Source organism: Robertmurraya mesotrionivorans (assembly GCF_050971805.1).
Classification (GTDB): Bacteria; Bacillota; Bacilli; order Bacillales; family Cytobacillaceae; genus Robertmurraya_A.
In genome coordinates this window covers 303,267-328,465 of the sequence record NZ_JBPCCH010000002.1, presented here as the reverse complement: position 1 = coordinate 328,465, position 25,199 = coordinate 303,267, and the positions used below count along the sequence as shown (strand labels likewise).

The following is a 25,199-nucleotide window of genomic DNA, read 5'->3' as shown; positions in this document are numbered from 1 at the left end:
CTATGAATCGACTACAAAAAGCAAACGAATATATCAAAGAAAACAAACATAAAACAAATAACCGCCCCCTTTATCACTTTTCACCAGAAATCGGATGGCTCAATGACCCAAATGGTTTTTCCTTTTACAAAGGGAAATACCAGCTCTTTTATCAGTATTACCCGTATGACATTGTATGGAATGACATGCATTGGGGTCATGCAACAACAAATGATTTTGTCAATTGGGAGTACCTTCCCGTAGCGATGGCCAATGATAAAGCGTATGATGCAAACGGATGTTTTTCTGGAAGTGCGATTGAAAAGGATGGGAAGCTCTATCTCATTTATACAGGTCATATTGATCCTAACTTAGGGTTTGATAAAGATGAATCACAAATTGCTGAACGTCAGTGTGTTGCAGTATCAGAGGATGGTATCCATTTCGAAAAATCCAAATTAAATCCCGTGATTGGCGAAAAAGAATTGCCAGAAGGGTATCTCATTTGTGATTTCAGAGACCCTAAAGTGTTAGAGCGTGACGGGGTATACTACTGTGTATTAGCGGTAAGAAACGCGAAACGTCGTGGTGAAATCATCATGTTCCAATCAAAAGATTTACTTCAGTGGAGCTTTCATTCTTCAATATTCCAAATGTCATTTGAAGAAAATACGTTACTAGAATGTCCAGATCTCTTCCACTTAGACGGAAAAGATGTGCTAATTTTCTCAGAAATGCCATGCGACCCTGAATTTGACGGAAAAGTAGAGAAAAAGACGTCTTATGTGATTGGACACATGGATTTTGAAAACGGAGCATTCACTCCTGAGGCAAAGGGCTTGCTAGATTATGCAACGTTTTACGCACCACAAACAACGGACGATCAAAACGGAGAGAGACTTTTAATTGGATGGATGCATCGTTGGACAAAAGCAACACCACCAAAAGAGTACGGCTATAACGGCATGATGAGTTTACCAAGAAAGTTACACATCAAAAACAACACATTGATTCAACAAGCTTATATTAACCATGACGATTATTTCACACCCGTTGCTGTTCATGAACAGGTTTCATTAAATGAGGACTTGCACATTGAAAGCGGAAGAACAGGATATTTATCCCTATCACTATTATCTAAGAGTGAATCGTTTGTTGTTGAATTAAACAAGGAAGATAAAACAGCAACACGCGTGAGTGTGGATCCATCTTCCAATTCTGTTGTGATTACTTCTGATTATGGAGATAGTGAACCAATTACCGTACATGACTGTTTTAACAATGAAGAAAACACACTAGAAATTTATGTGGATCTTCATTCAGTTGAAATCTTTGTGAATAAGGGAGAAAAAGTCGTAACATTTACGGCATATGAAAAAGAAAAAGGAACAAGCATTGTCCTTTCAGGAAAAGGAGCCCAATTAAAAGAAGTTCGTTATGAGGCGTTTAGTTCTTAATAAACGAAATAAAACAGCTCTGTTTAACAACAGGGCTGTGTTTTAACTTTAATACTATCTTCTTTTCCCTGTACGTGATAGATTCTATTTAAAAAGGATTTTTAAATAAGATGAAAAAATATTTATCCTATATTGAAGAAATAGTCCCTTTGTACTTCCCAAATGAAAAATGGGAGATTGTTCCCGGGCCAAGTGGGGAAAACAATACAACCCTATTTATTCTGGCAAACAATGAGAGATACGTACTGAGAATTTACGAAACCCATCAAGATGAAGAGAAGGTAAACTTTGAACATGCTGTGTTACTAGCATTAAAAGAACGGCCCCTTTCCTTATCCATACCAGTACCGATGAGAACAAAAGTTGGGCAAACCATTGTCAAAACTCCATCCGGATTTCTTGCAGGATTGTTTCATTTTATCGATGGGACGAATCCTGCCCTAGAGGACTTTGAACAAATATACTCATTTGGTAAGGCGGCTGGTCAACTTACTGCAGAACTTGCCGAGGCCAGTGTAAATCAATTGCCAGTATATAGACCGTATTATGATATGGATCATACGCACCCAAGATGTTCTTTGGATCAGATTAAAGATTTTTCCCTAAATCCACCTGAGGACTTTGTGGAATTAGCTCAAGAATTATTAATTATCTACAAACAACTAGTTTCATTTCAATACAGAGTCCCATTTTTAAAAAGACTTCCCCACCAGCTCGTCCATGGAGATTTAAATGCTTCCAACATTCTTTCGGCTGGGAATGGGAAGATTTCCGCCATTCTTGATTTTGAATTTGTTACCCATGATTTACGAGTAATGGAAGTTGCGGTTTCTATTTCCGATTTTATAGATGATGAAGAAGATGAGACAATTATTTTGAAAAAGATTACTGCCTTCCTAACGGGATATGGCAGTAGAATTAAGCTGACAGAAGAAGAAATTCATGCCCTTCCTCTTCTCATCCAGCTTCGAAGTTTAGATGTGTTTATCCATTTTCTCGGCCGTTATTGGGACGGGGTGGACTCTATTGATACGGTCAAAAAATATATTCGTAAGGCTGCACGAAGAGTTTCATGGATTTTAAACCATCAAGAAAAGTTCATCAAATTCAGTGAAAAATAGTTAAGGTGTCCGCAATAAAAGGTTAGCCAGATTTTCTGGTTAACCTTTTACTATAGCTCCACTGTAAAATTTAGTATATTTAGGAATTTATTTGAAACTATTAACCTAGGTATCCGTATTTAAAACCATCTACAGATTTAAGGTTTTAAAATCTATTTAAGAATCATGGGGGTACCGAGTGAATAAGAAAAAAACATTGTGGGCAAGTATAGGAGCTATTACTATCCTTTTAATTTCAAAGTTAAAATGGATTTTTGTCTTTTTAAAGTTCTTTAAGTTAACGACTGTTATTACTCTGTTAGTTTCGTTGTTAGCGTATGGACTAACGTATGGATGGTTATTTGGGATAGCACTAATATATATTCTAATGATACATGAAATGGGCCATGTTTGGGCTATGAGGAGGCTGAATATACCAACAAATGCAACTTTATTTATTCCTTTTATAGGAGCTTTAGCAAGGGGAAAAGAACACGCGAAAAATGCCTACGACGATGCATATATTTCTTATATGGGACCTGCCTTTGGATTTTTATCTGTGATCCCAGCGATTTTCCTTTTTATATTAACAGAGACAGAATTCTGGATGGTTATTGTATTATTTGGTTCTATTGTCAATCTATTTAACTTAATTCCAATAACACCTTTTGATGGAGGACATATAGTAAAAATTATTAACTTCAAAATTGTGATAGTGGGCTTTGTGTTTGCTGTATCAGCTATGTTTTTTACAAGTTCTTACACGTTTATTTTCTTTGTGTTTTTAGGGCTAATATATGTCATCGTTTTTTATATGGAAAGAAGAAATTTATCTGAAAAAATACGTAAATTAAATGAGCTAAATGAATTTACTCAAAGCATTCGAAACGCTGAAGCTAATAAACTGTCTCTAGTGGAAATTCTGAAACAAGAGCGTGAAAATTACTCAAGGCTATTTGAAAAAATACCTTTTGATGAGGCAATGAAAGTAGTGAAAAAAGAGGAAAGTGAGAATTTACAAGAAGAGGTAGTAGAGATTTTTAGCAAATATGTTTTAGAAAAAAGGAAATATTTTAATTACCTAGAGAGTTTTTCAACCATTACAAAGAGAGAAAAATGGAAAATCACTCTGGTTTATATAGCATTAATTCTTTTGCTAGTGACCACAAGTTATTATGGGTTTATTTCCATTGGACATGAAATAAAAGACATACAATTTTAATTAGAGAATGAAACATGGAAATAGCAATTAAATTTAAGAAGTTAATCCTACAAAATGGTGCACAAATTGTCGGGAGGATACCATCATTTCCTGCTAATCTATTGCTAAAGGAGGGGGAGAGTGGAATTGCTTAAGAACATGAACGATGCGATGAAGTATATTGAGGAAAACCTTACTAACGAAATTGACTTCAAAGTGGTGGCAAGGTTAGCTCATTGTTCCGAATATCAATTTAAAAGAATGTTTTCTTTTCTTGCAGGTATTACCTTATCAGAATATATCCGTCGTAGACGACTTAGTTTAGCAGCATTTGAGCTTATTAATAGTAATATAAAAATAATTGATGTTGCGATTAAATATGGTTATAATTCGCCGGACTCTTTTACTAGAGCTTTTCAGAATCTACATGGTGTAACACCATCAGAAGCAAGGAATAATGGTCAGCAACTAAAAGTCTATCCACTCATGTCCTTCCAATTATCAATTAGAGGAGGAAATGAAATGAATTATCGAATTGAACAAAAAGAAGCATTTAACATTGTTGGAATTATGAAAAGAGTACCAATTATTTTTGAAGGGGAAAATCCAGAAATCACACAGATGTGGAAGTCCTTGTCAATGGAGAAAATAGTTCAATTAAAAAAACTCTCTAACGTTGAACCAAAAGGGATGATTCAAGCATCTATAAACTTTTCAGAAGGACGTATGGAAGAAAAAGGAGAGCTTGATCAGTATATCGGAGTGGCAACAACACAAGAATGCCCTGAAAACTATTCAAAACTTGAGATTCCTGCATTAACCTGGGCGATATTTGAATCAACAGGTGCCTTTCCTAGTACGCTACAGGAAACTTGGGGAAGAATCTATTCTGAATGGTTTCCATCTTCCAACTATCAGTTAACAGAAGGACCCGAAATCTTGTCGATTAAAAGTAGAGATTTAACTTCACCATCAGTGAAAAGCGAAATTTGGATACCAGTAATGAAAAAGTAATCCTTCATTTGAGCTGTTTTGGCAGCTCTTTTTTTTATATGTATTAGACATAAAAAAAGCTTTATACTCCGCTGTTTGTCTGAATGCTCATGCAAATCAGGTTTCTTTAAGGTGGATACATGGAGGAAGGTATGATACACAAGATAGAAAATGGTAAACCGCATGGTAGAAAGGCTCCCTTCTACTCGATTTTTAAATTATCATGTAAGGGAAAATAGTACAAGTAGTGAGTTTTACTAACTAGAATAAGGACAAATACACAAACATATTATTGGGTGAAGTCTGTATAAGGGGTGGGTACAGTGGCGAATCCAATTGTGGTTAGGTCGTTGGACGAAATACAGTTTTGGTCAAGGATCATGAAGGAACATGCTTTGTTTTTAAGTCTGGGATTTACTTATGAACAGCAACAATTGATAGCAGAAGCTCAACAATTTATTACTCTTTTTGAACGAATTGAGGAAAAGTTGGCAAGGTTTACTGTAAACACGGATGTACGTCAAATTCAAGCTTTTAACAATGAGGTTTATCAGGCAGCAGTTGCCATTTGGAGTTACAAGAGAAAAGTATTAGGGTTAACTTTACGCTGTGAAATAAGGACAAATAACTTTCCATTATTGGTGGACCATGTGAGTAGAGAAGCTGCTTATTTTGCAAACAGACTTAAAGAACTTAACCAAGGAAAACTTGCCCCCCAACCTGATACGATTATCCAAGAAAATCTATTCTTTTTGAAAATAATGGCTGACCATGCCAAATTTATCGGACATCTTTTAGATCCTTCCGAAAGAAAACTAGTAGAACAAGCTAATGAGTTTAGCCATGATTTTGATCAATTGGTATTCCAGGCAGTTGATTTAGACTCTATGCGCCCACAGTCTGAAACAGTTCCTATTTTGGATCAATTCTTAGATCAAAACAAAGTTTCCGTCACTTCATTAAGAGATTTTAAGAAAACAGCAAGAGACTTAATAGAGGCCTGCCGTATTAAGAGTAATATTCATCCACTTCTCGCTGATCATACATTTAGAGAAGCTGAAAGATTTTTGGAGATTATAGATTTATTCGAGGCACATCTAACTGGACCCAAGCAATAAATTCGCTCAGCCAAAACAAGGTAGAATTCAAAAAGGGTTTCCTAAATACCAACCATAAATGCACTTAAAGAATAGGGCATTCCTTTAAAAAGGGATGCTTTTTGTTTATTTTACATAAGGTTTCGTTTTTATCCATGTAGCAATTGTTCGTTATAAATAAAAACAGCTTATTCAGGAGAAAATAAAAGAAGAACGACTGAAGGAATATCATTCTTTGGTAACTTAGAATGGATTAACTAGAACGATTAAAGGGATAGAAAGATGTGAATCCGATTGAAAAATTAATCTGGAGTATTGCACTCCCTGGATTTGGTCAGCTATTAAATGGTCATTATGTTAAAGGAATCGTATTTATAATCTTAGAAGTTATGATAAATGTCCAAGGGAATTTCAATGAACTAATCTACTTTAGTTTTAATGGAGAAATAGAAAGAGCATTTGAGTATACTGAGTATGGCTGGCTTATGTTTTATCCATGTGTCTATTTTTTTGCTATGTGGGATGCTTATAAATGTGCAGGTGGTGGGACAGAGAAATATTCTTTCCTCCCATTTGCTTTTTCTGCATACTTTGTCACAGTAGGTCTTATGCTTTCTGCTAAAGTAAAATTATTTGGAGTGAACCTTGGTCCCGTATGGTTCCCCATGTTGTGTGTGATTCCAGGAGTTCTTACTGGACTGGTTTTAAAAGGTATTTTAAATAGGTTGACTTTGCCTCTTCGTTAACGGTTGCTATTTTTTTAACGTAAATATAAGAAAATCTAACTCCTGAGGTAAGACGGAGATAGTTGGTGGCTATGTCTTTAGCCTTAATAAAAAATACCCCGTCATTCTCATTTGCCCTATTCTTCTAACTAGCAAGTAATAGTATAAAAGTAAATTTTAATGCACATCCTAAACAAAAACGTGTATTAAGGGGATTGTTTATGGAACTAAACCCAATGGATATTATAAAACCAATCAATTTAAGTACAGATGAGTTGGATGAAACTCAACCTTTAAGCTCCGTAGAAATGGGGAAACTTTGGGCTACTTATACTGGAAGTAGCATGTCTATTCAAATTCTCAGATATTTTATTCACCATTGTGAAGAGGAATATACTAAGACACTATTGGAAAATGGTATAGCTTTATGTCAAGATTTTATACAGAAGATAGAAGTATTTTTTAACAAAGATAATTTCCCCATACCTATAGGATTCACTAAAGATGATGTAAATGTCGGTGCCCCACGCTTGTTTGATGATACATTTTATGTTCATTATTTGAAGTATGCTGCTAAAGCAGGGCTTAGTATTTACGCTGTAGCCATCCCATTAGCTATGAGGGAAGATATAAGAGCATTTTTTGTATATTGCAATCAATGCACAACGATCTTTTTGGGACAGATAAATAATGTTTTGATGGAAAAGAAATTAATTGCAAAACCTCCCATTATTCCTACACCTGAAGGGTCGGGTTATATTAGAAATGAAAATTACCTAAATGGTTTTTTGGGAGATGTTCGATCGTTGCATGCATTAGAAATTACTCATCTTTACGATAATATTGAGAATAACATTACGAGTAAGGCCTTATTATTGGGATTTTATCAGACAGTAAAAGATGAAAAGATAAAGGCATTGTTTAAAAGAGGTTTAGATATGACAGATAAGTCCGTAAAGCAATATATAGAAAAACTTCATATCGAAAACCTACCAACGCCTTCATTTATAGACCATTTAGTTACAACGTCTACCTATCCACCTTTTTCAGATAAAATCATGTTGTTTCATAAAGTGAACATGTTTTCCATGAAGATAAGAGCGTTTGGGAATTCACTTTCGGTAAATGGTAGAAGGGATATTTCTGCTTTATACGCAAGGACACTTATTAATATTGGATTATTTGTTGATGATGGGGCGAATATCCTAATCGAAAAAGGATGGTTTGAATCACCTCCAAAAGCCTATGAACGAACTTAATGATCATCCAATTTGTATGTATGATGTTAGTTCATTTATTAGTATCGATGGTTTATACAAGCCAATCGATTTTTGATTACCAAATATAAATTGTACATTATTGTACTAAGTTAAAGAGGACATTCCTTTATAAGGGATGTTTTTCTATTGACCAAAAAGGTAGTATAGTCAAAGAAGAAACTATATATTTTTTTAAGTAATACCTTGTATTATAGAGTAATGTGTTATATAAATATTATAAGAGAGGTGGACAAATTTGGAAGTGAATAAAGAAGTGCTAAAAGGTCATATTGATACGTTGATCTTGTCACTTTTACATAAAAGGGACATGTACGGATATGAGTTAGCGAAATTTGTTCGTGAAAAAAGCGAAGAACAATTTGAATTAAAAGAAGGTACACTGTACTTATCATTAAAACGATTAGAAAAAAACAAGTGGATTTCTTCATACTGGGGTGATGAACAAGGGCCAGGGGGAAGAAGAAAATATTATAAATTGTTGCCTTTAGGAATGGAGGGCTTTGAAGAAAAGCGTTCGGAATGGCGCTTTGTTAAAAAAATCATTGATTCATTTGTAGAAGGGGGAGATTAAATATGAAACAGATAGAAGCATTTGTAAATTCGGTTTATCAAAATGTTGGTGGAAACAGAAACGAAATTCAGGAATTAAAAGCAGAAATGAAGAGTCACCTTTTGGAAGCTGTACACGAATTGAAATCACAAGGAAAATCGGAACAACAAGCGATTGAACTTGCCATTGAGCGTTTCGGTGGAGAACAAGAGATGCGTTCGGTTGTATCCCAACTGTTTCAGGCACAAAGAACATTTGCTAAATGGGTACTTTATCTTGCAATAGTTGTACTATTATTCACTGCAACTGCATTTGGGGTTGTATGGTCAATTGAAGAAGAAAATGCTAATGAAAACTCTATTGTAGCCACACAGATTTTAGATATTTTACATAATAGAAATCATATTTCCGAAGAAATGAAAATAGAAATAAATCGTTTAATAAAAGGTACTGACCAAATCTCGAAGGTTGAAATGTATAATATAAGCAATGTTGATAACCCCAATTTGGTATTTGATTTTGTAAGAGATGCGAAGCCAGAATACAGATATGAACAAAAAGTGTGGAATCCTAATTGGCTTCAAGCTAATTTTTTTCCTTATGGAAACGGAGATTCGGAATGGTATGTCAATATGGAAACAAGACATATTAGTAGTTTGTTGACTATTATATTGTTTGCTGGAATGGCAACGTATTGGACTTTGTTTACCATTTGGGCAACGATCAATGCTTACCATAAAAAAAGAATAAATATCGGTTGGATTCTTGTATTTGCCTTTTTCAATTGGGTTGGTTATTTAGCTTATTATTTGGTGGGAAAAAGAACTAAAGAAATTGAAGTATAAACGAGCTTGTTGTTAACAAGTTCGTTTTTTTTTAGATCGATAGTTGGAAGTGTTGCAACTTTTAAATTTCATAGGAGCTTTTATTCCTCCGTCCGTTCTTATTTGTCTGTACGTTTCGAATCTAACCTTTACTTCCAGGGAAGAAGGATCGATGCCTTTTTATGTTAGAATTTACTATTAAACAGTAGGAGCAGCATTCCTGTAATGAACGTTCTTACCGGTAATCTACAAATTGATAAGAGGTGGATACAAATTGAGACATAAGCAAATGATTAAATACTTTATCTTTTCATTACTGATAGTGCTTTTCTTAAGTGGATGTAATTCAAATAAAACAAATAATGATATATTTAATTTCAAAGGTTCGTATGTAGGTGATAACAGCGCAGTAGGAAACATCGTTAATCAATTACAGGGGGGAGAACACTTAAGAGGTTTTGAACTTAAAACAAATGAAGAACCATATGGAGTAATATTGAAATATCAATGGTTAGATACAGAACAAAAGCACAAAGAAACAGCGATTTACAATTCCATATATTTATTTACATTAGTTCAGAATGTGGATTGGATAACGTTTATTTTTGATAGTCGCGAATATACCATTACCAAAGAAGATCTACAGGAAGCGTCTGGAATAAAATTTAGTGAAATCCAAAACGACGATATGCTAATAGACCTAACACAAAAATACTTAGAAGATGAAAGTAGTTTAAATCAATTATTTGAGTAGGTGAGAATATGGTGATTCATAATGAAAATAGTGATCATAAGGGACTTTGTATTATTGGAGATAAAGATAGTTGTTTCATTGTGGAACGCTTTGAAAGATTAAAAAATAATCCTAATCTTTTATTAAAAGTAGTTAATGGGGGAAATCACAGTTTAGAGCTTGATGAAGAACCGATAAAGTCTATTGACCTATTGAAGAGTGTAATGATTGATATTAGTGAATTTTAAAAACTATCGGGCAATCCTTTAAGAAGGGAATGCCTTTTTGAATATTGAAGGTTTGTTGAAGAAATTATGAAGATCTGTGAAAGGTGGGAGAGTAATATTGTCTTATCACATTAGAGTTAGAGCAGGTGCAGTAATAATACAAGATGGTTCGGTTCTCTTAATTGAATTTAATGACGAAAACGGTCTGCACTATAATTTACCAGCAGGTGGAGTTGAACCGAACGAAACGATTATGGAGGCTGTTCGAAGAGAAGCACAGGAAGAAGCGTCAATTGATGTAGAAGTTGGTCCATTAGCATTTGTTTATGAGTATGCACCACACCTCAACTCTAATAGGTATGGAGAAACGCACTCAGTAGGCCTAATGTTTGAATGTAAAATAAAAGAAGGTTCAAGTCCGAGATTTCCGATTACCCCTGACCCAAATCAGACTGGTGTAAGATGGGTTAAGCTAACTGATTTAAAGAATGTTATTTTGTATCCAAACATCAGAGAACATATAATTAACTACATTGAAAGTAAAAGAAATATAGACCTAATTGAAGAGCATTGTTTAGAAGAATACGTTTGATCTATTTGTACTTACGGCTGCTTAATGCAGCCTTTTTTTTGGACTAAAGTGGCAGCATTCCTGTGATGTAAGAAAAGGATATCTAAAGCTTGTGGATGAATTTAATTTTGTACAAAAGGAGGTCTAATTAGATATATTTATACTTCCCTCCTAGATAGAGTATAAATCTAGTGCTATTCAAAATAATAATTAAAAAGGACGGTGCATTGGTGAAAAGTGAACAATTAGATTTGCTTGATAAAATCATGAAAGCCGAGATAAAACAAAACACTAGATGGATAGAATATTGGGAGACTTATTCTCATTTTGTTACATGGCAATTTTGGGTTGTCCTCGCTTTGTTTATCATCCCTTTGATCTTAGTCATCTTATTTATTGACCGAAGAAAAATATTTCAGATTGGATTTTATGGATATAGCGTCCATGTATTTTTTACCTATACGGATTTAATAGGAACGAATTATGGGCAATGGATATATCCATATAAACTTCACCCTTTCATTCCAGCAAGTTTGACATTTGATGCTTCATTAGTACCAGTAATCTACATGATGTTTTATCAGTATACATTAAATACAGGGAAAAATTATTACATATGAGGAACAGCCCTATGCCTTACTTTAGCGTTTATATTAAAACCACTTTTGGTGGGAATTGGTCTATTCCATTTTGGTAAGAAAGAAAATTTCTTTATTCTGTTTGTAGGATATGCTGTTGTCGCTCTTATTTCAAAATGGATTACAGACCTATTTATCTATTTGAAGAAAACTTCAAAATTTAGTTTGTACCGAGGGTAGTAAAACAATAGGTATTATTGTTTGTCCTAGCGTACATGTGATTTCCAGAAATTAGCAGAAATAGTGAACTAAACGATCATTTACAACAAACCCCATTAAAAAATCACGTCAGTTATAGCTAAAAGTTATAACAAGAGATAGAAATATAGTGTTACGTTATAATGATTTTCCTATGCTACACTTACCTTAGATCAGAAGAGTAAGAGTATTTAAAAGAAAGAGGGAGATCGATTATGACAAAAACACTAGTTAAAGCACCATTTCGAGCAGATCATGTAGGTAGTTTATTACGACCAGAGAGAATACATCAGGCAAGAAGGGATTTCCAAGCAGGGCATCTTACTGCACAAGAACTACACGCGATTGAAACGAAAGAAATTAAAAACATCGTTGACAAGCAAATCGAAGTCGGACTACAAGCTGTGACTGATGGTGAATTTCGTCGTAGATTTTGGCATACCGATTTTCTCGAACATTTACATGGAGTTGAGGGCTACGTTCCAGATCATGGTTTTGCCTTTAAAGGGGAGGAAACGGAAAGATACGATGTGCGTGTGACCGGGAAAATCTCATTTAACCAAGATCACCCACATATCAAAGAATTTATCGAATTTAAAGAAATCGTTGGGGACCGTGCGGTAGCCAAACAAACAATCCCAAGTCCAAACCAATTATTTAATGCGGGTATTCGGAATCTAGACATTTATCCAGACCTTGAAGAATATACAAATGATATTATTCAAGCCTACCGTGACGCCATCAAAGCGTTTTATGAGGCAGGCTGCCGTTACTTACAACTAGATGATGTATACATTGCTGGTCTAAATGCACCGAACATTCCATTTAATGATAGTGGGTATTCCCGTGAAGAATTAATTGATTTAGCTCTTCGTGTGATAAATGGAGTATTGGAAGATAAACCGGAAGATCTCATTGTAACCACTCACCTTTGCCGTGGGAACTACCGGTCTAAATGGGCATTTGAAGGTAGTTACGCGAAAATTGCTCCAACACTATTTGCCAAAGAAAAAGTCAATGGATTTTTCTTAGAATATGATGACGATCGTTCTGGTGATTTCGGTCCATTGGAATACATACAAAATGGTGGACCACAGGTCGTATTAGGTGTATTCACATCAAAACATGGGGAATTAGAAGATAAGGAAAATATTAAAGCGCGTGTCGAAGAGGCATCAAAATATGTGCCACTTGAGCAATTATGTATCAGTCCTCAATGCGGATTTGCTTCTACGCATCACGGAAATATTTTAACTGAGGAAGAGCAATGGGCGAAGTTGAAATATATTGTAGATATTTCTAAAGAGATCTGGGGATAAGATGTAAGCGAACACCTTTATACGGGTGTTCGCGTTTTTTGATAAATTATCCTAGTACTGAACAAGAAAAACTGCTGCTAAACAGCTAGGAACATAAATCCAGAGACTGGCAGCTAGAGTTGATTGATAGGGCATGGCATAACTAGTAGAACTGGAGCCTCTTCATTTTATCTATTAAATGTGTCCACCGAATTAGAAAGATTTTTTGCAGTTAAGTGCAGAAAAAAATAAGGTTAGTGCCAAAAAATTTGGCATAATTTGTTCGCAAAAAGTTCACAAATAAGCGTTTTTAATATTGGCACAGAAATTGCATGTCTATATGTTAAATAGTAAAAATTTCAAAATGTCTGTAAAGTTACCTTTAACGGTTATCTTCCAAATGTGAAGGCTTTCGTTTTGTAAATTTTATTACTATTTTTTGGAGAGAAATGAAAGCGTATACTTTTAAGGAGGGGCTTAACAATGAAAACAGGTACGGATCGTGTAAAAAGAGGCATGGCTGAAATGCAAAAGGGCGGCGTCATTATGGATGTTGTGAATGCTGAGCAAGCAAAAATAGCAGAGGAAGCAGGAGCGGTAGCCGTAATGGCATTAGAGCGCGTTCCTTCTGATATCCGTGCAGCTGGCGGAGTAGCAAGAATGGCAGATCCACGTATTACTGAAGAAGTTATGAATGCGGTTTCCATTCCAGTTATGGCAAAAGCACGTATCGGACATATCGTAGAAGCCCGAGTTCTTGAAGCAATGGGCGTTGATTATATTGATGAGAGTGAAGTTTTAACACCAGCAGATGAAGAATACCATCTTAATAAAAATGCTTACACGGTTCCTTTTGTTTGTGGTTGCCGAGATCTTGGCGAAGCAGCACGCCGTATAGGTGAAGGTGCATCCATGCTTCGTACAAAAGGAGAGCCGGGAACTGGTAATATTGTAGAAGCTGTTCGTCATATCCGTAAGGTGAATGCACAAGTACGTAAAGTCGCTACAATGAGTGAAGATGAATTGATGACAGAGGCTAAGCTACTTGGAGCTCCATATGAACTTCTTCTAGAAATTAAGCGTCTTGGACGACTACCTGTCGTAAACTTTGCAGCTGGTGGAGTAGCAACGCCTACTGATGCTGCACTTATGATGCAATTAGGTGCCGATGGAGTATTTGTTGGTTCAGGAATCTTCAAATCTGATAACCCAGCAAAATTCGCTAGAGCAATCGTTGAAGCAACCACCCACTACCAGGATTATAAACTAATTGCAGAGATTTCAAAAAATCTTGGAGTTGCAATGAAAGGTATTGAAATTTCAACTCTGTCTCCTGAAGCACGTATGCAGGATCGTGGTTGGTAAGGGAGTTTTCTATGCTTAAGGTTGGATACTAGCATGACATACTATGTCCAATTACTTATTAATGAAAACGCTTTTACATTTTTGAAAATTTAAAATATTTGCATTGACATTCATTTTTCTGACTTATATACTCGTGTTAGAAAAAGAAAATGATCCGTTGGTTTTTGAAAGGTGGTTTAGGGCATGCAAACACTGGAAACAGTGATTGTTACAGGATATGCAAAAGCTCCACAGGGAACTTCCATGTATGAAATGTATAAGCATGCAGGAATTGTACTAGAAGTGGATCTTAAAGATCATAAGATCGTCGGAGCTGAATTCACATTCGTAACAGAACTAACGAAAAATTATTTTCAAAAACTGCTGATAGGCTACTGTCTTCAAGACGGTGTTGAGCACCTGATTAAACGAATTCAAGGCTTTTATTTTGCTCCATCCCAGCAAGCGATCATTGTGGCTCTTCAAGCTGCAGTTCAACGTTACTGGGATAACGTGAAGCAAATGAATATATAACGTTTGGTTATAATAAAGTGGGAAGATGACCTCTTCCCATGGTCTTATTAAAACCGGGCAGACATGAACTCTGTGTAAGGAATGTTCGTTGTAACGACATTCTTTATAGAGGATTTATGTTGGCTCGGTTTTTTATATTTCCCAAATGTTAAACCCACAAAAGTCGAAGGGAGGAAGGGGAAAAAGATGAGCAAGTTGATTACATGTGAAGAAGCTGTAAAAAAGGTTAAAAACGGCTCCCGAATTATGGTAGGTGGATTTGGACTTGTAGGAAGTCCGCTTAGTTTAATAGCCGCTTTGGCACAGTCGGAAGTGAAAGACTTAGAGATTATTAGTAATAACCTTGGTGAACCAGGTAGAGGTCTTGGAGTTTTAGTACGGCAAAAACAAGTAAAAAAAGCGATAGGTTCTTATTTTACAAGCAACCCGGAGGTGGTTAAAGCCTATCAGGATAAGGAGATGGAAGTGGAGCTTCTCCCTCAAGGAACGATGTCTGAAGCTATTCGAGCGGGTGGTGCGGGACTAGGAGGATTTTATACACCAGTCAGCGTAGGAACAAAAATCGCCGAAAACAAAGAAGAGCGTACCCTTAACGGTAAAAAATATGTGTTCCAAGAGCCACTTAAAGCGAATGTTGCTTTAATTAAAGCGAAAAAAGCGGATCAATTAGGAAATCTCATATACAACCAATCGGCAAGAAACTTCAATCCGATGATGGCAACAGCTGCCGATGTGGTTATTGCAGAGGTGGATGAGATTGTGGAGGTAGGCCAAATTTCTTCTGAAGAAATTGTAACCCCTCATTTATACGTTGATTTTATCGTTGTGAAGGGCGGGAACTAGCTTGAACGTGAAACAATACATTGCTGCAAGAGCGGCGAAGGAATTAAAGCATGGAGATATCGTCAATTTAGGTATAGGGATTCCAACACTGGTGGCTGATTACATTCCATCAGATGTTCAAGTTTTTTTACACTCGGAAAACGGCATCCTTGGAGTAGGTCCTAGCCCTGATCCAGAGCATATTGACCAAAATCTTGTTAATGCAGGGAAACTGCCTGTCACCGTTTTGGAAGGGTCATCCTTTTTTGATAGCGCATCCTCTTTTGCGATGATTCGCGGAGGACATGTAAGCGTTTCGATTCTAGGTGTACTGCAAATCGATGCAATGGGGCGGATCGCCAACTGGGCCGTACCAGGAAAAAGTGTTCTTGGTGTAGGCGGCGCGATGGATTTATTGGAAGGCTCCAAAAAGATAATCGTAACAACGCTGCATACGTCTAATCAGGGAGAGTCAAAAATCGTTAAGGAATTAACCTATCCGATCACATCGGAACGAAAAGTGGATTTAATTATTACCGATTTGGCGGTATTCGCTGTAAAGGAAGATGGACTTCATCTTATTGAGCTGTCCCCTGGAGTTTCCCTTGAAGAAGTTCAACAGAAAACGGACGCCCCGTTCCGTATTGCAGAATCTTTCAATATTGGCAAAGAGGTGACTGCACAGTGGTTGTAATCGTAAATGCATTTCGAACACCTATCGGAAACCTAGGCGGATCACTGGCTGATACGCGCCCGGAAGAGCTCGTATCTCTCATCATGAAAAATAACCTCTCCGCTTCTGGTTACGGTAGCAATATTGTCGATGAAGTCATCGTCGGCCAAACAAAGCAGAGTGCGCATGCTCCGAATATTGCAAGAGTCGCGGCATTACAGGCCCATTTTCCAGAATCGATTCCTGCTTACACAGTCCATCGTCAGTGCGGTTCGGGTTTGCAGGCCGTCATTAATGGGGCCATGTCCATTTTGACTGGTCAGGCGAACGTCGTTTTAGCCGGTGGTGTCGAAAGCATGTCACAAGCCCCTCATTATACGGTTGATATTCGATTTGGTCTTAAGATGGGAAATATGACGCTGTATGATTCAAATACGGAGAGTCAGCCAAAATCCCAGCCGGAGGAGATATATGGGCGTTTCACGATGGGGCAAACAGCTGAGTGGCTGGCTGAAAAATATAACATTAGCCGACGTGAACAAGACGAATTTTCCTTCACGAGTCAGCAGAAAGCGAAACGTGCCATTGAAATGGGCCATTTTGAGGAAGAAATCATTCCTGTTCCGGTAAAGGAAGGAAAAAAGGGGATCAGACATTTTGCGATAGATGAGTACCCAAGATTAACGGACATTGAAAAGTTAGGAGCATTAAGTTCTGTGTTTCAAAAGGATGGTACGGTAACAGCCGGAAACTCATCCGGCAGAAATGATGGAGCCTCGATGCTGTTGTTGATGTCGGAAGAAAAAGCGAAACAACTTGGAGTGGTCCCGATGGCAAGGATTCGTTCCTTTGCTGCAACGGGTGTATCACCAAAAGAAATGGGAATCGGTCCGGTTCCTGCATCACAAATCGCGTTAAAAAAGGCAGGTCTTCGCTTAGAAGATATCGATTTGATTGAATTAAATGAAGCATTCGCTGCTCAAAGTATTGCTTGTTTAAAAGAATGGGGTCTGAATGGGAATAACGTGAATGTTAACGGAGGGGCGATTGCCTTAGGTCATCCACTTGGGTGCTCCGGTGCAAGAATCGTCACCACATTATGTCATGAGCTTGAAAAACAAAAGCGGCAATACGGCCTTGCGACGATTTGTGTAGCGGGGGGATTAGGATTGGCAATGGTGGTGGAAAGATGGATGGAGTAAAAAAAGACTTCGTGTTTCATCGTGATTTAAAAAAGGAGTACCCGATTATTACTCACGGTGTAGGAGTCTATCTCATAGATGAGAACGGGAAAAAATATTTGGATGCTTGCTCGGGAGCGGTTGCAGCCAACTTGGGACATGGAATTACTTCTATAGGAGAGGCAATGGCAGAACAAGCAAAAAAAGCAGCTTTCGTTCATACCATGCGCTTCGAGACAAAAGCGTTGCATGAACTGGCAGAAACAATCGGCAAAATGGCTCCAGACCATTTAAATAAAGTGTATTTTACAACCGGTGGCTCAGAAGCAAATGAAAGTGCTTTGAAGTTGGCGAGGCAATATCATAGGGATGGCGGCAGACCTCAAAAGCACATTGTCATCGGGCGATGGCAGTCGTATCACGGTAACACCATCGGTTCTTTATCCGCAGGAGGAGACGTTAAAAGAAGACATGCATACACTCCTAATCTTTTAAACTATGCCCATGTTTATTCGCCGTACTGCCACCGATGTCCATACGATCGCCAAAAAGATGATTGTCTCTCTAACCAAAACTGGACGTGTGTAGCGGATATTGAAAGAACTATTTTAGAGCTTGGTCCTGAGAACGTGTCGGCATTTATTGCCGAACCGATTGTCGGAAGCCAGCAAGGTGCTGTTCCACCGCCGCCGGGGTATTTTGAGAAAGTTCGAGAGCTGTGTGATCGTTACGAAATCGTCCTAATTATCGATGAAGTGATGACTGGATTCGGCCGTACTGGTACCAACTTCGCGGCAGAACAGATTGGAATTGAGCCTGATATAATCACATTCGGAAAAGGGGTTTCAGCGGGATATGCTCCGCTCGCCGGAATGATCGTTCATGATCGGTTAATCGATGGGCTCATTCAAAACAGCGACGGGAAATTCATTCACGGTTACACATATAGTGGGCATCCTGTGTCTGTTGCAGCCGGTATTGCTGCATTAGACGTATATGAGCGAGATATGGTGCTGGAAAACGTCAAAAAACAAGGTCCCTACCTTGTCAAATGTCTTATGAAGCTGAAGCAAAAACATTCTTATATTTCTGATGTTCGAGGCAGAGGGCTTTTGATCGGTATGGAGCTTGTGAAGGATTCTAGGCAGGATCAGCTGTTCGAACCGTCTGAAAAAGCTGCTGAAAGATTGAATGGTATTGCGATGGAACTCGGTGCGGTTTTTTATCCCGGATCCGGTGCAGTTGACGGTACAAAGGGAGAGCACCTCATCATCAGCCCTCCTTTAAATGTTACCAGAACAGAAATTGATGAGATTGTGAGAATTTTAGATGAAGCATTCATGATATTCAAAGATCAATTAAGAAAGGATGAGATTTATGAAATTGCAAAATAAAACAGATGAGATTAAAGAAAAAGCACAAAAACATTTATCACCGGTTATGACAAGGGTAACGGAGCTTGTCATTGAAAAAGCGCATGGCGCCAAATTTTGGACGACAGATGGTAAAGAGTATATCGATTTCGTTTCAGGAGTAGCTGTCAACGCAGTCGGGCATACAAACAGAAAAATGGTTGAGGCCATTAAAAAGCAAGCTGAAGCATTGATTCATCTTGGATTGAACTATGGTTATTATGAAACGGCAGCGAATTTGGCGGAAAAGCTTGCAAATATCACGCCAGGAAATCTAGACACTGTCTTTTTCTCAAATTCGGGAGCTGAAGCTATTGACGGTGCTATTAAACTAGCAAAGGCGGCCACAGGCAGACCCGCCATCATTGCTTTTGAAGGATCGTTTCATGGCCGTACATTAGGAGCAACAGCCATTACGGCATCAAGCTCTAAATACCGTCGATATTATGAACCGATTTTAGGCGAGGTATATCACGTTCCATATCCGTATCCCAGCCAGCTGAAAAACATTAGGGAAGAAGAAGCTGAAGAGTATTGCTTGAATCAGCTACAAAAATTGTTCGATTTACGCGTCGATCCTTCACGTGTAGCGGCCATCATCATTGAACCTGTAATGGGTGAAGGCGGCTATTATCCTGCACCGCCAAGCTTTTTGCAGGAATTAAGAAAGATTTCAGAGGAACACGGCATTTTGCTTATCTTTGACGAAGTACAAACAGGATTTGGCCGTACAGGCAAAATGTTCGCGGCAGAGCATGCGAATGTGACTCCTGATATTTTAGTACTGGCAAAAGCCCTTTCAGGCGGCATGCCTCTTGGCGCGATTGTTGCAAGTCGTGAGCTTCATGAAAAATGGCCGACAGCCGGTCATGGTTCGACATTTGGAGGAAATCCAGTTTCTTGTGCTGCGGCATTGGCAAACATTGAGGTCATTGAGGAAGAGAAGTTAGTAGAACGAAGTGCTAAACTCGGTGCCAAGATTGTCGGCAGACTTCATAACTCGCTAGGACATTTACCGGGCATTGTTGAAGTCCGAGGAGTCGGCATGATGATCGGTATTGAATTCGATTCGCAATCTGCTGCTTTGTTTGTACCGAAAATCAAATCGAAAGCTCTGGAAAATGGCTTACTCATTATGAACTGCGGTGTAATAGGGCAAACGATCCGATTAATGCTGCCTCTTAATATTCAAGAAGATGTGCTTGATAGCGGATTATCGATTTTAGAAGATGTGATAACAGAAACCATTTCAGGAAACTAATTTTCAGGTTCCTTGGAATACCACGAAAAAGGAGGTCAGGTTTATGTCTAGTCAAATCAAAACAGATATTCTTCAGGGAGATCTTTATATAAATGGAAAATGGGTAAGTGCCCCCGATCAGTCCTACTTTGAAAGCTTAAATCCGGCAACGGGAGAACTTGTCGGCATATGTGCGGCCGCCACAAAGGAGCAAGTGGATGAGGCTGTTACAAAAGCGAATGAAGCGTATTTACAATGGAAGAACATCCCCATTCCAGAACGAGCGGCTTATTTAACGAAAGCTGCCCAATTGTTTGAAATACGAAAACAGGAACTTGCTAGTGTCATGACAATGGAGATGGGAAAAGTGCTGACTGAGTCTTTAGGCGAAGTTGGAGTGGTCATTGCGACTGCTCAATATATGGCAGGCGAGGGACGACGCCTCTTTGGCGAAACGGTCCCTGCGGGCTTCCCAGACCGGAACGTAAGAATGGTCCGTGAACCTCTCGGTGTTGTGACGTGCATTACCCCCTGGAACTTCCCAGTTGCACTTGCTTCCTACAAAATCTTTTCAGCCCTGATTGCTGGTAATTCCGTCGTATGGAAGCCTGCTTCAGAGGTTGCGCTATCGGCAAAGATTTTTGTCGAAGTGTTAGATGAAGTCGGGTTGCCAGCAGGGGTTGTGAACTTAATTACCGGTTCAGGAAGAACAGTCGGTCAAACACTCGCAGAGCATTCAGATGTTAAAGTTATTTCATTTACGGGCTCAACAGAAGTCGGACAAAAGCTGGCTGAAATGGGCAGTAAAACGTTGAAACGTATTTCATTGGAATTGGGTGGGAAAAATGCAGTGATCGTCTTGAAGGATGCGGACTTGGACAAAGCAGCAGACGGAATCGTAAAATCAGCTTTTACGACAACTGGTCAGCGCTGTACAGCCGCAAGCCGAGTAATTGTCGAACACCCAGTAAAGGAACTGCTCGTACAAAAAGTAGTAGACCTAACACAGTCTATGAAAATAGGAAATGGACTTGAAGAAGGGATACAAGTGGGCCCTCTCGTAAATGAAGACCAGCTTCATACCGTCGAGAAATATGTAAAAACAGCGATTGAAGAAGGCGGAAAAATGGTGTCAGGTGGGCAGCGTGTGAAAGAATTGGGTGGCTATTATTATGAGCCGACAATCATTGAGAATGTGAAACCGAAAGATACGATCGCGCAGGAAGAAATATTTGGTCCGGTTCTTGCCATCATTGAAGTTGATTCATATGAGGAAGCCATGGAGGTAAATAACGGAACGATTTATGGGCTATCTACTTCTATTTATACAGAGAGCCTTCATTATGCGAACCGTGCTGCAAAGGAAGCGGTAAGCGGACTTGTCTATATTAATAACGGAACGTCTAATGCTGAGATGGGTGTGGCGTTTGGGGGAATGAAAATGTCCGGAAATGGTCACCGTGAAGTTTCCCATCATGCATTCGATGTCATGACAGAGTGGAAGTCCATCTATACGAACTATTGATGAACGCCAATGTCTAATAGGTATGTCAAAAGTTCTATGAAAACTCAATAGGCGGTCAGCCTATCCCATTTATTTGCAGCATATCAAAGTTTATACAATACGGTCTATTACGAAGGGGGAGCACATGAAAAAATATCGTATCGGTATTGCATTCTTTTACCATGAGTCCCACAGTTTCAGCCCGATGAAAACTGAAATCGAACAGTTTCGTAATGAAGGCTACTTTATCGGCGATGAAATTTATGATGCCTATATGGGTACCAAAACGGAAGTGGGCGGGTTTTTGGATGTATTGAAACAAGAAAGGGATGTAGAAATCGTACCGCTGCTTTGTGCGGCAGCGGTCCCATCGGGCGTAGTATCAACAGAAGCGTATTCCATCATCGAAGAGCAAATGCTCCAGTCAATTCGTGAGGCTGGACGGCTGGACGGATTATTGCTTGCATTGCATGGAGCGATGGTCGTGGAGCACCTCCTTGATCCCGAAGAGTATTTACTGGGAAAAATTCGCGGGCTTATCGGACCGAATGTCCCGATTGCGACAACACTGGACATGCACGCCAATTTAAGTGGAAAAATGATTGATTACACACCGCTTCATTTTGGATTTAAAACATACCCCCATATTGATATGTATGAACAAGGTATGAATGCGGCAATCGCTTTATTAAAGCAATTAAAAGAAGAGGTCACTTATTACGCATCCTTTGAAAAATTGCCGATGATGCCGCCCTCTATCAATATGAGAACGGCAGTAGGGCCGATGCACAAAATGATAGAGTGGGCGAAACAAGCCGAAGAGGAAGAAGGAATTCATAATGTGTCCGTATTTGGTGGCTTTCCTTACTCGGATATTCCGATGGTCGGTGCAAGTGTACTTGTTGTTTCGCTCGATCCGCAAAAAGGAAAAGAGACTGCCCAAAAGATGGCTTCCTTGTTCTGGAGTGTAAGAGAAGAATTTATCATGGATTTGCCCGGTGTAAAAGAAGGGATTCATTTGGCGATGTCGATTGAAGATGATAAACCAGTCGTGCTGGCGGACATTGCGGATAATCCTCTAAGCTGCGGGAGCGGCGATACAACAGAGCTGCTTCGGGAGATGGTCAAGATGAACATTCCCGACACGCTTTTTGGAGGACTCTACGATCCAGAATCCATTGAGGCTTGCCACAAGAAGGGAGCCGGAAATAAGGTAATGTTGTCCCTAGGAGGTAAAGTATCGCCTGAATTTGGGGAGTCCGTACAGGTCGAAGCAACGGTAGTGGCTCTATCAGACGGTGTATTTCACAATTCTGGGCCGTTCAATCAGCATTTAAGAGTCGATTTAAAGGGGGCGGCTCACATTCGCGTTGGCAAGATGGATATCCTCCTCATTGGAAGGCCGATGTCAGCAAATGATCCGGAAATGTTTCGTCATATTGGCCTTGAGCCTTCGACAAAGAGAATTCTTGGGTTAAAGGCTAAAAATCATTTTCGGGCAGCGTTTGAGCCGATTGTTGGCCGGATCATTTATGTGGATGCACCTGGTGTTGCCTCTAATCGTTTAACAACTTTTATGTATCGTTACATCCCTAAGCCGATTTGGCCGCTGGATGATATCCAATATGAAGTGGAACTGAGGAGGAAAGAAAAATGGAAACATTGAACAAAACCTATTATGTCGAAGTACCAGCTTCATTGAATCCAGATCAGCTCAAGATAATGATGGAGCTTGAGCAAGATGCGTTTCCGGGATTAGGAGCAGTAGATGAACAAGCGCTTGTCCCGCTTACACGCTACGGGAAACTCATTCAATACCGGCAGCAAAATGATCCAAAGCCGATTGCGATTTGCGAAGTGATGAGAGCTTACAATGATATCCATAAAGCCTACATTTTCGGGTTTTATGTTCGCTCCGACCAGCAAGGGAAAGGAATCGGGAAATTATTTTTACAGGAAATTTATCCGATTCTAAAGCAAGATGGGTTTCGTAAGGTTTGCTTAACGGTCAGTACTAAAAACAAGGCAGCCGTCAAGTTATATGAAAATTTAGGGTTTGTCATAAAAGAGACAAGATTAGATGAATTTGGCGAAGGGGAAAATCGCTATTATATGGAATACCTCATTTCTTAATATAGTAACAAACAGAGGAGAAATCATCAAAAATGGTCAATAAAAAATAGGCTAATTTTAGGAGGAGTTTATGATGAGAAACACTTTATTCAAACCAAAAAGACATTGGAAAGAAATCGAGCTCTGGAAGGATGTTACAGAGGATCAATGGAACGATTGGGTTTGGCAGTTGACGAATACTATCAAAAATTTAGAAGACTTAAAGAAAGTAGTTAACTTAACACCAGAAGAAGAAGAAGGGGTTATAATCTCAACAAAAACAATCCCACTAAACATCACGCCATATTATGCATCGCTTATGGATCCTGATGATTCAAGATGTCCGGTACGAATGCAGTCTGTTCCGATTTCTGCGGAATTGAATAAAACAAGATATGATTTAGAAGATCCCCTTCACGAAGATGAAGACTCACCAGTACCTGGGTTAACACATCGTTATCCGGATCGCGTGTTGTTCCTAGTAACAAACCAATGCTCCATGTACTGCCGTTATTGTACAAGAAGGCGCTTCTCTGGACAAATCGGTATGGGTGTACCAAAGAAACAGCTAGACACAGCGATTAATTATATCGCATCTAACCCAGAAATTCGAGATGTGCTAATTTCCGGAGGAGACGGGCTCCTTATTAATGACAATATTTTAGAATATATTTTAAAGAATTTACGGGAGATTCCGCATGTAGAAATTATTCGTATTGGTACAAGAGCACCAGTCGTATTCCCACAGCGTATTACCGAAAATCTTTGTAATATCTTGAAAAAGTATCATCCAGTTTGGTTGAATACACATTTCAATACATCTATTGAAATTACGGAAGAATCGAAGCGTGCATGTGAAATGCTTGCAAATGTTGGTGTACCTGTTGGTAATCAGTCTGTTATTTTGGCAGGCATTAACGACAGTGTACCGATCATGAAACAACTTATGCATGACCTTGTTAAAATTAGAGTTCGTCCATATTATATTTACCAATGTGATTTATCAGAAGGGATTGGTCATTTCCGTGCACCAATCAGCAAAGGATTGGAAATTATGGAAGGACTTCGCGGTCATACATCCGGATATGCCGTTCCGACATTTATTGTTGATGCCCCGGGTGGAGGAGGCAAAATTCCATTGCAGCCGAACTATATCATTTCTCAAAGTTCTAATAAAGTCGTATTACGTAACTTTGAAGGTGTCATTACATCTTATCCAGAACCAACAAATTATCAGTCAGGCAGTGCAGAGGATTACTACAAAAAGGTATATCCTGAAGTGTTTGAAAAGTTTGAAAGTAATGGTGTTCTATCCATTATTGATGATACAAAATTCAACCTTACACCTGAAGGATTAAAACGTTTAGATCGCCGCAAAACGTATAACGAAAATACTGAGCATAGTTCATTAAAAGATAAACGTGACAAACGAGACGAGTTAAAAGAGAAAAAATTCCAATCGCAAATGAGGAAATATGAAACAGTGGGAGCAAAGGAGGAATAATT

25 protein-coding genes are annotated in these 25,199 nt (G+C 38.6%); all 25 read left to right on the top strand.

Annotated elements, in window-relative coordinates:
* Positions 1-2: 2 nt before the first annotated feature.
* The 25 genes from ACRX5O_RS05755 (at position 3) to kamA (ending at position 25,197) form a co-directional block, all read left to right on the top strand.
* Entirely contained in the window at positions 3-1,436 is a 1,434-nt protein-coding gene (locus ACRX5O_RS05755) for a glycoside hydrolase family 32 protein (protein ID WP_433905058.1), read from the top strand.
* 110 nt (positions 1,437-1,546) lie between these two features.
* Positions 1,547-2,557, top strand: coding sequence for a phosphotransferase (locus ACRX5O_RS05750; protein ID WP_433905057.1), 1,011 nt, complete (start codon positions 1,547-1,549; stop codon positions 2,555-2,557).
* A 178-nt stretch (positions 2,558-2,735) separates the two neighbouring features.
* Positions 2,736-3,758 (top strand): site-2 protease family protein, encoded by a 1,023-nt coding sequence (locus ACRX5O_RS05745; RefSeq protein WP_433905056.1) that lies wholly within the window; start codon positions 2,736-2,738, stop codon positions 3,756-3,758.
* A 120-nt stretch (positions 3,759-3,878) separates the two neighbouring features.
* Complete coding sequence (locus tag ACRX5O_RS05740) at positions 3,879-4,751, top strand: AraC family transcriptional regulator (RefSeq protein WP_433905055.1); 873 nt, start codon at positions 3,879-3,881, stop codon at positions 4,749-4,751.
* Positions 4,752-5,053: 302 nt separating this feature from the next.
* Positions 5,054-5,848, top strand: coding sequence for a DUF2935 domain-containing protein (locus ACRX5O_RS05735; RefSeq protein WP_433905054.1), 795 nt, complete (start codon positions 5,054-5,056; stop codon positions 5,846-5,848).
* 263 nt (positions 5,849-6,111) lie between these two features.
* Positions 6,112-6,573, top strand: coding sequence for a hypothetical protein (locus tag ACRX5O_RS05730; RefSeq protein ID WP_433905053.1), 462 nt, complete (start codon positions 6,112-6,114; stop codon positions 6,571-6,573).
* Between the two features lie 200 nt (positions 6,574-6,773).
* Positions 6,774-7,811 carry a DUF3231 family protein gene (locus ACRX5O_RS05725; protein ID WP_433905052.1) on the top strand — a complete coding sequence of 346 codons (1,038 nt, stop codon included), beginning with the start codon at positions 6,774-6,776 and terminating at the stop codon, positions 7,809-7,811.
* A 256-nt stretch (positions 7,812-8,067) separates the two neighbouring features.
* Entirely contained in the window at positions 8,068-8,403 is a 336-nt protein-coding gene (locus tag ACRX5O_RS05720) for a PadR family transcriptional regulator (RefSeq protein WP_433905051.1), read from the top strand.
* 2 nt (positions 8,404-8,405) lie between these two features.
* On the top strand, positions 8,406-9,227 hold the full coding sequence (locus ACRX5O_RS05715; RefSeq protein WP_433905050.1) for a permease prefix domain 1-containing protein: 822 nt from the start codon (positions 8,406-8,408) through the stop codon (positions 9,225-9,227).
* A gap of 253 nt (positions 9,228-9,480) precedes the next feature.
* Positions 9,481-9,960, top strand: coding sequence for a DUF4825 domain-containing protein (locus tag ACRX5O_RS05710; RefSeq protein ID WP_433905049.1), 480 nt, complete (start codon positions 9,481-9,483; stop codon positions 9,958-9,960).
* Positions 9,961-9,971: 11 nt separating this feature from the next.
* Positions 9,972-10,187 (top strand): hypothetical protein, encoded by a 216-nt coding sequence (locus tag ACRX5O_RS05705; RefSeq protein WP_433905048.1) that lies wholly within the window; start codon positions 9,972-9,974, stop codon positions 10,185-10,187.
* Positions 10,188-10,284: 97 nt separating this feature from the next.
* Positions 10,285-10,758, top strand: coding sequence for an NUDIX domain-containing protein (locus tag ACRX5O_RS05700; protein ID WP_433905047.1), 474 nt, complete (start codon positions 10,285-10,287; stop codon positions 10,756-10,758).
* A 209-nt stretch (positions 10,759-10,967) separates the two neighbouring features.
* Positions 10,968-11,357, top strand: a complete 390-nt coding sequence (locus ACRX5O_RS05695; RefSeq protein ID WP_433905046.1) for a CBO0543 family protein — start codon at positions 10,968-10,970, stop codon at positions 11,355-11,357.
* Positions 11,358-11,788: 431 nt separating this feature from the next.
* Complete coding sequence (locus tag ACRX5O_RS05690) at positions 11,789-12,892, top strand: 5-methyltetrahydropteroyltriglutamate--homocysteine S-methyltransferase (protein WP_433905045.1); 1,104 nt, start codon at positions 11,789-11,791, stop codon at positions 12,890-12,892.
* A 462-nt stretch (positions 12,893-13,354) separates the two neighbouring features.
* Positions 13,355-14,236: a pyridoxal 5'-phosphate synthase lyase subunit PdxS gene (gene pdxS, locus ACRX5O_RS05685; RefSeq protein ID WP_433905044.1), complete on the top strand. Its 882-nt coding sequence runs from the start codon at positions 13,355-13,357 to the stop codon at positions 14,234-14,236.
* 183 nt (positions 14,237-14,419) lie between these two features.
* Entirely contained in the window at positions 14,420-14,749 is a 330-nt protein-coding gene (locus tag ACRX5O_RS05680) for a DUF3870 domain-containing protein (RefSeq protein ID WP_433905043.1), read from the top strand.
* 186 nt (positions 14,750-14,935) lie between these two features.
* Positions 14,936-15,592: a CoA transferase subunit A gene (locus tag ACRX5O_RS05675; RefSeq protein ID WP_433905042.1), complete on the top strand. Its 657-nt coding sequence runs from the start codon at positions 14,936-14,938 to the stop codon at positions 15,590-15,592.
* A gap of 1 nt (position 15,593) precedes the next feature.
* Positions 15,594-16,265: a 3-oxoacid CoA-transferase subunit B gene (locus tag ACRX5O_RS05670; RefSeq protein WP_433905041.1), complete on the top strand. Its 672-nt coding sequence runs from the start codon at positions 15,594-15,596 to the stop codon at positions 16,263-16,265.
* The gene (locus ACRX5O_RS05665; RefSeq protein WP_433905040.1) at positions 16,256-17,446 is read left to right on the top strand and encodes a thiolase family protein; all 1,191 of its coding nucleotides are present in this window, start codon (positions 16,256-16,258) and stop codon (positions 17,444-17,446) included. The genes ACRX5O_RS05670 and ACRX5O_RS05665 overlap by 10 nt, the downstream gene beginning before the upstream one ends.
* On the top strand, positions 17,434-18,819 hold the full coding sequence (locus ACRX5O_RS05660; protein WP_433905039.1) for an aminotransferase family protein: 1,386 nt from the start codon (positions 17,434-17,436) through the stop codon (positions 18,817-18,819). Before ACRX5O_RS05665 ends, ACRX5O_RS05660 begins: the two co-directional genes overlap by 13 nt.
* A complete protein-coding gene (locus ACRX5O_RS05655) occupies positions 18,803-20,098 on the top strand; it encodes an aminotransferase class III-fold pyridoxal phosphate-dependent enzyme (protein WP_433905038.1) in 1,296 nt (431 codons plus the stop codon). The genes ACRX5O_RS05660 and ACRX5O_RS05655 overlap by 17 nt, the downstream gene beginning before the upstream one ends.
* Before the next feature lie 43 nt (positions 20,099-20,141).
* On the top strand, positions 20,142-21,602 hold the full coding sequence (locus ACRX5O_RS05650; RefSeq protein WP_433905037.1) for an aldehyde dehydrogenase family protein: 1,461 nt from the start codon (positions 20,142-20,144) through the stop codon (positions 21,600-21,602).
* A 124-nt stretch (positions 21,603-21,726) separates the two neighbouring features.
* Entirely contained in the window at positions 21,727-23,247 is a 1,521-nt protein-coding gene (locus tag ACRX5O_RS05645; protein ID WP_433905036.1) for a M81 family metallopeptidase, read from the top strand.
* Positions 23,235-23,714, top strand: a complete 480-nt coding sequence (locus ACRX5O_RS05640) for a GNAT family N-acetyltransferase (protein ID WP_433905035.1) — start codon at positions 23,235-23,237, stop codon at positions 23,712-23,714. Before ACRX5O_RS05645 ends, ACRX5O_RS05640 begins: the two co-directional genes overlap by 13 nt.
* A 73-nt stretch (positions 23,715-23,787) precedes the next feature.
* Positions 23,788-25,197 carry a lysine 2,3-aminomutase gene (gene kamA, locus ACRX5O_RS05635; RefSeq protein WP_433905205.1) on the top strand — a complete coding sequence of 470 codons (1,410 nt, stop codon included), beginning with the start codon at positions 23,788-23,790 and terminating at the stop codon, positions 25,195-25,197.
* Positions 25,198-25,199: the final 2 nt, after the last annotated feature.

Bases quoted from the DNA above. Each gene is read 5' to 3' on its own strand.
- ACRX5O_RS05755 (WP_433905058.1), top strand. From the start codon at position 3: ATGAATCGACTACAAAAAGCAAACGAATATATCAAAGAAAACAAACAT.
- ACRX5O_RS05750 (WP_433905057.1), top strand. From the start codon at position 1,547: ATGAAAAAATATTTATCCTATATTGAAGAAATAGTCCCTTTGTACTTC.
- ACRX5O_RS05725 (WP_433905052.1), top strand. From the start codon at position 6,774: ATGGAACTAAACCCAATGGATATTATAAAACCAATCAATTTAAGTACA.
- ACRX5O_RS05715 (WP_433905050.1), top strand. From the start codon at position 8,406: ATGAAACAGATAGAAGCATTTGTAAATTCGGTTTATCAAAATGTTGGT.
- ACRX5O_RS05690 (WP_433905045.1), top strand. From the start codon at position 11,789: ATGACAAAAACACTAGTTAAAGCACCATTTCGAGCAGATCATGTAGGT.
- pdxS (WP_433905044.1), top strand. From the start codon at position 13,355: ATGAAAACAGGTACGGATCGTGTAAAAAGAGGCATGGCTGAAATGCAA.
- ACRX5O_RS05680 (WP_433905043.1), top strand. From the start codon at position 14,420: ATGCAAACACTGGAAACAGTGATTGTTACAGGATATGCAAAAGCTCCA.
- ACRX5O_RS05675 (WP_433905042.1), top strand. From the start codon at position 14,936: ATGAGCAAGTTGATTACATGTGAAGAAGCTGTAAAAAAGGTTAAAAAC.
- ACRX5O_RS05660 (WP_433905039.1), top strand. From the start codon at position 17,434: ATGGATGGAGTAAAAAAAGACTTCGTGTTTCATCGTGATTTAAAAAAG.
- ACRX5O_RS05655 (WP_433905038.1), top strand. From the start codon at position 18,803: ATGAAATTGCAAAATAAAACAGATGAGATTAAAGAAAAAGCACAAAAA.
- ACRX5O_RS05650 (WP_433905037.1), top strand. From the start codon at position 20,142: ATGTCTAGTCAAATCAAAACAGATATTCTTCAGGGAGATCTTTATATA.
- ACRX5O_RS05645 (WP_433905036.1), top strand. From the start codon at position 21,727: ATGAAAAAATATCGTATCGGTATTGCATTCTTTTACCATGAGTCCCAC.
- ACRX5O_RS05640 (WP_433905035.1), top strand. From the start codon at position 23,235: ATGGAAACATTGAACAAAACCTATTATGTCGAAGTACCAGCTTCATTG.
- kamA (WP_433905205.1), top strand. From the start codon at position 23,788: ATGAGAAACACTTTATTCAAACCAAAAAGACATTGGAAAGAAATCGAG.